At 51.9% G+C, this 5,512-nt stretch carries 4 protein-coding genes; 1 reads left to right on the top strand and 3 read right to left on the bottom strand.

The genetic code is table 11. From position 1 onward, the window contains the following. A partial coding sequence (locus tag VMT62_02295) for a hypothetical protein (protein HVN95234.1) occupies positions 1 to 828 on the top strand: 828 nt, incomplete at its 5' end. Positions 829 to 999: 171 nt separating this feature from the next. Here the strand turns inward: VMT62_02295 and VMT62_02290 are convergent. The 3 genes from VMT62_02290 to VMT62_02280 form a co-directional block, all read right to left on the bottom strand. Continuing rightward, positions 1,000 to 1,854 (bottom strand): hydrogenase iron-sulfur subunit, encoded by an 855-nt coding sequence (locus tag VMT62_02290; GenBank protein HVN95233.1) that lies wholly within the window; start codon positions 1,852 to 1,854, stop codon positions 1,000 to 1,002. 60 nt (positions 1,855 to 1,914) lie between these two features. Further along, positions 1,915 to 5,055, bottom strand: a complete 3,141-nt coding sequence (locus VMT62_02285; protein ID HVN95232.1) for an FAD-dependent oxidoreductase — start codon at positions 5,053 to 5,055, stop codon at positions 1,915 to 1,917. 27 nt (positions 5,056 to 5,082) lie between these two features. Then, on the bottom strand, positions 5,083 to 5,512 hold a 430-nt coding region (locus tag VMT62_02280), incomplete at its 5' end, for a (Fe-S)-binding protein (GenBank protein ID HVN95231.1).

The following is a 5,512-nucleotide window of genomic DNA, read 5'->3' as shown; positions in this document are numbered from 1 at the left end:
AGGATATTTACTAATGCGTTTGACGTAAGCGAAGAAGTATATGAGTGGATTGGGCAAAACAGATCAAACGTGGGCCTTAAGGTGAGTATAGACGGGATTGAGGAGGATAACGATAAAAGAAGGGTGGATTTGAGCGGCACGGGTACATATAGCACCGTCATTCAAAATTTGAAACGGCTGATATTGACCCATGCCGAGTGCGACGTTATTACGGTGTTGAGCAAACTAAATCTCTCCAACATTGAGAGATTTGTGCATGAAATGGCTGCTATAGGAGTGAAAACTATCACGGCGAATATCTTTTGCGGTCGCACCGAGGATGAGCGGTTGATGGAGCTTACCGAAGGTGATAAGTTTGAAGCAATACGGAGAATGGAGGCGGCGTGCGAGATATACGGCATGGAATTCGACGGTGAATGGAAATTCGCAGTAACACAGATGATCACGGGGGCGCATTTCTCCTGCCCTGCGGGCATAACGCAATTGGTCTTTTCCGCGGACGGGGTTATCTACCCTTGTCAACGATTTGCCGGAACCGAGATGAATTTCGGAACATATGAAGATGACTTCTGGGAGAAATTGCTCCACGGCCGGTGTAACCACTACGACAGCTGGGCCGCAGACCTTTACGGCGCTGCGATAGAGAGAACCCGGGAAGAGAAGACCGACCTTACAGGCTGGAGCTGTCCTTTTCTGCCTTTTTTACGTGGAGAATGCGTGGGCAAGAACCTGGACAGCGAGTTCAATCAAAATCTTCTTGAATATTACGTTACCCGCCCTTTGAGCAGGATACGTTCGAAATCACCGGTTGATTGTTCGAGCCATTGAGCCTTTCTTCCCCGCAAAAGCCTGCGTATTTGGCTGGGGGATGTTTGAGACGAGGGCGGATGGAATCTGGCAGAGAGACCTGATGGATTGGGAGAAACTCTACTCAACTGCACGTAAAAGGCCCCGCGGTGCTCCCGCGAGGCCTTTTACGTGCAGTTACGATTCGCTAAATCAGGCGACCTCTTTTTCTTTCGCCTTTCTCACCACGGCCCGCTGATCTTCAGGCAGAGGAGGCGGAACGGGTGCACCCACGATCTTGGTTACCGCCCTGAACTTTGGCGGGCATACCTCGAAACAAGTCCCGCACTTTATGCACTTCTCTTGATCCACGATATGTATCTGCCCCTTGGCGCTGATAATTGCCTCAACCGGACATCTCCTGGCGCAGGTCATGCAGGCCTGGCATTTCTCGGGGTCGATATAGTAGGCGACCACTTCGTTAAATAACTTGTCTATCTCTTCCTTTGTAAAGACCTGTTCATATCGATCATACTCTTCATGGCTTTCGGGGCGTGTCGCCAGCTTTTCCCGCTTGGCCACTTTGATATAGGGAACCAATTTTGTGACCTCGGTGAGTTTGGCGTTGAGCGTCTCTCTGTCCACACCTTCAGCCTGGCCCAAGGGCCCGATCTCCTTTATCTTTTTGACAAAATCGTTCACGCTTTCAACGAAGACATTGGCCTCGGCGCCGGACATAAACCGTATTCTCAATCGTTCCGGGTTGATCCCTATATGTTCCAATATCCTTCGATACAGGAGCACGGTATTGAGTGTATGGAAATTGCCATGCGTAACATAGTTGCACTCATTAAGATGGCAGGAACCGATAAACACCCCATCCACGCCTTTTAAAAAGGCCCTGAGTATGAATTCCGGGTCAACCCTTCCGGAACACATCACGCGGATGATTCTCATTTCAGTTGTATATTGCAGTCTGGAAACTCCAGCCAGGTCAGCGGCTCCGTACGCTCACCAGTTGCATGCAAAACCGACTACTTTGGGCTTGAACTTAAGTCCTGCACTCATCCGTTCTCATCTCCTTTCTATTAAACCGGTGGCATCCCTCACGCGGAGGTTGCCCCTCTTTTATTTGGCCGCTAGAGCGTCAATCTGTTCGGTGATTTCTTCTTCAGGGATCACCACGTCAATCTCGGCCAGCACTTCGTCGTCTGTATAGTGTCTCAATGAAATGGCACCTGTGGGACACTTTGCGTTGCAGAGGCCGTCCCCCTTGCAGAGGACAGGATTCACCACAACTTTCTTGCCCTGTTTTGTTTCGCGAAGCTCCAGGGCGCCGTATGAGCAAACCTCAACACAAGCCCCGCATCCCATACACCTTTTCTCCTCCACCTCGCAGACAGAACCCGAGGCGACGACGATATCGTTGGAGAGAAGTGTGAGCGCCCGGCCTGCTGCCCCATAGGCCTGATTGATCGTCTCCTGTATGAACTTGGGGTAGTGGGCCATTCCGCAGAGATATACGCCGTCTGTGGCAAACTCCACGGGCCGTAGTTTGACATGGGCTTCCTTGAAGAAGCCATCGGGGCTCAATGTTACTTTGAACTGGTTTGCCACTTCCTTGGTAGCCGCTGAAGGGACAACGGCGGCAGCGAGCGCCACGATGTCCGCATCGATCTGCAATTTTGCATCGAGTATATAGTCTGTGGCCGTGACTTTGAGCACGGGACGTCCGTCTTCTTCACCTTCGCCCGGCTCCACGGTCGGCGGATCTTGCGGCTCGTAGCGGATGAACTTCACATCTTTGTCCGCGGCTTCCCGGTAATAATCCTCTTTGAAGCCGTAGGTCCTCACATCTCTGAAGAGGATGTATATGTCCATCTTCGGATTCTTCTCTTTGAGAAGAAGCGCATTCTTCACTGACTCACTGCAGCAGATCCTGCTGCAGTAATTTCTGTCTTCGTTTCTGCAGCCCACGCACTGGATCATGACCAGGTTCTGGGCGTTCATTACCTTTTCGTCACCCGCAAAAATCTTCTCTTCGAGCTCAATGTGGGTCATGACCCTCTCGTCCTGACCGTAGAGATATTCGGTGGGGGTGTAGAGATCCGAGCCTATGGCGAGTACGGCAGCGCCATGCTTTATCTCAGTAGTCCCTCTGTCGGATTTCACGGTGGTCACGAAATTTCCCACGTAACCTCCGGCCTGGGTGATCGTCGCGTTCGTATAGATATGTATCAGGGGATGGCGATAAACCTTGTCGGTCAGCTCTTTGAGATAGGCCTGAACATCGAGCCCCTCAAGTGTCGTATGGATTTTTCGAGCCATGCCGCCGAGATCGTTCTCCTTCTCAACGAGATAGACTTCGTGTCCCTGGTTTGCAATCGAAATCGCGCAATTCATGCCGGCTATACCCGCTCCGAGAATGAGCGCCCTTTTGTCCACGGGCAGATCAAACTCCTGCAGCGGCTTTAACTGGCATGCGCGGGCGACCGACATCCTGATGATGTCGTGGGCCTTTTCGGTGGCCTCTTCCTTTTCCTTTGAGTGGACCCAGGAGTTATGCTCCCTGATATTGGCCATTTCGTAGTAATACTGATTGATGCCCGCCTCGCGAAGTGTGTCGCGGAATAACGGCTCGAGCGTTCTGGGTGAGCACGCTGCCACGACTACCCGGTTGAGCCCCTTCTCGTTGATCATATCTGTTATTTCCTTGGCGGAATTAGTTGCACACGAGAAGAGTTGTTCCTGGGCGTAGACCACATTCGGCAGAGTCTTGCAGTATTCGACCGTTCCGGGTACATTGACCACCCTTCCGATGTTGGCCCCGCAGTGGCACACGAAGACACCGATCCGCGGTTCTTCCTGGGACACATCTTTTTCGGGCGGATAGACCCTTTCCTTGGAGAGATTTCCCCGCCGGTAGTCGAGAAGCTCGCCGATCTGCGAGCCCGCGCCGCTGGCGCTAAAAACGGACTCGGGGATATCGATGGGTCCCTGGAGCGCGCCGCTCACAAAAATACCCGGCCGGTTCGTCTCCATGGGATTTAGCGGATTGAGCTTACAGAAATCATGCGACTCAAGTTCGATGCCGTATGTCTTGACAAGGTTATCCACGCCCACCGGGGGATTCATACCGATCGACAGGACCACCATGTCGAATTCTTCTTCTTTCACCCCCTGGTCGGGGGTGGAATACCGCACAGTCACGTTCTTGGTTACCGGGTCCTCTTTCACGATAGTTGTGTAGCTTCTGAAGAAGCGGACGCCGGGAAGCTTCTCCGTCCTTTCGTAGTAACGTTCAAAGTCTTTGCCGTAGGAACGGACGTCGTTATGGAATATAGTGCATTTCGCCTCTGCATCATGATCTTTCGTGAGGATTACCTGTTTCTGTGTATAGGTGCAACACACGGCCGAGCAGTAACTGTTTCCACCTTCGATAACCTGTCGGGAACCGATGCACTGTATCCATGCTACGTTATGGGGGTGCTTGAGATCAGAGGCGCGCAGTATCTCGCCTGCGTAAGGCCCGGTTGAGCACAAAAGCCGCTCATAGTCCATGCTCGTTACCACGTTCGCGAACTCCCCGTAGCGATACTCTTTCCTTACCTTGGGATCGAAGGGCTCAAAACCGGGAGCCAGAATAATGGCCCCGACATTGATCTCCTTTTTCTCGGGCGCCTGTTTCAAATCTATGGCGTTATTCTTACAGACCGCTTCACAGATGCGGCATTTACCCTCTTTCAGGTAGAGACAACTCTCATCGATATAGGTGATGAGAGGAATCGCCTGGGCAAAATAGACGTGGACCGCCTTGTTCATCGATATCTCCTGATTGTATTGATCAGGATACTTCACGGGGCAGTATTCCACGCACACAGTGCAACCCGTGCACTTATCTTCCAGGATATACCTGGGCTTCTTCGTAAGCGTTACCTTAAAGTTTCCCGCTTCACCCTCTACACCGTTGACCTCGGTATAGGTGAGTACTTCTATGTTTGGATGCCGGCCGACCTCGACCAGTTTAGGTGCGAGAATTCACATCGAACAGTCGTTGGTCGGAAAGGTCTTGTCGAGCTGGGCCATGTGGCCGCCGATACTCGGCGCTTTCTCGACCAGGTACACCTTGAAACCAGCGGTGGCAAGATCGAGGGAAGCCTGAATACCGCTGATGCCTCCACCAACGACCATGACATCCCCAAAATTGCTCTCTCCAAGACTCTTACACATTTGTTGTATATTGTTTTTGAGCGGCAGTACGTTTTCCACTTTCTATCACCTCATTTCCGGTTTTATTTAAATCACTTCCTGTAAAATCTCCGTGATATCCTTTATCTCAATGTCGTCAGCGTGGTTCGTGACGAGCCTCGAGTCCTCAAGTGCAAACACACAGTAGGGACACGCGGTAGCGAGCACCTGTGCGCCAGTCCTTACGGCCTGTTCGACTCTGAGGTTCGCGAACCGCTCGTTCTTTTCTGTCTCCATCCAGGCCCTGCCTCCGCCCATGCCACAGCAGAGGCTGTCTTCCCGGACTTCGGCCATCTCGGTAAGGGTGAGCCCCGGAATCTTCTGCAAGATTCCCCGGGGTTCGTCAAAGACGCCGTTATGTCTTCCCAGGTAACAGGGATCGTGGTAGGTGACTTTCCTGGCATATTCTTTGGTAATCTGAATCCTTCCCTCGTTGATCAGTTCATAGATGTACTGGGAGATATGGACCACTTCAAAA

The organism is Syntrophorhabdaceae bacterium (assembly GCA_035541755.1).
GTDB lineage: Bacteria > Desulfobacterota > Syntrophorhabdia > Syntrophorhabdales > Syntrophorhabdaceae > PNOF01.
This window is presented reverse-complemented; position numbering and strand designations above follow the sequence as displayed.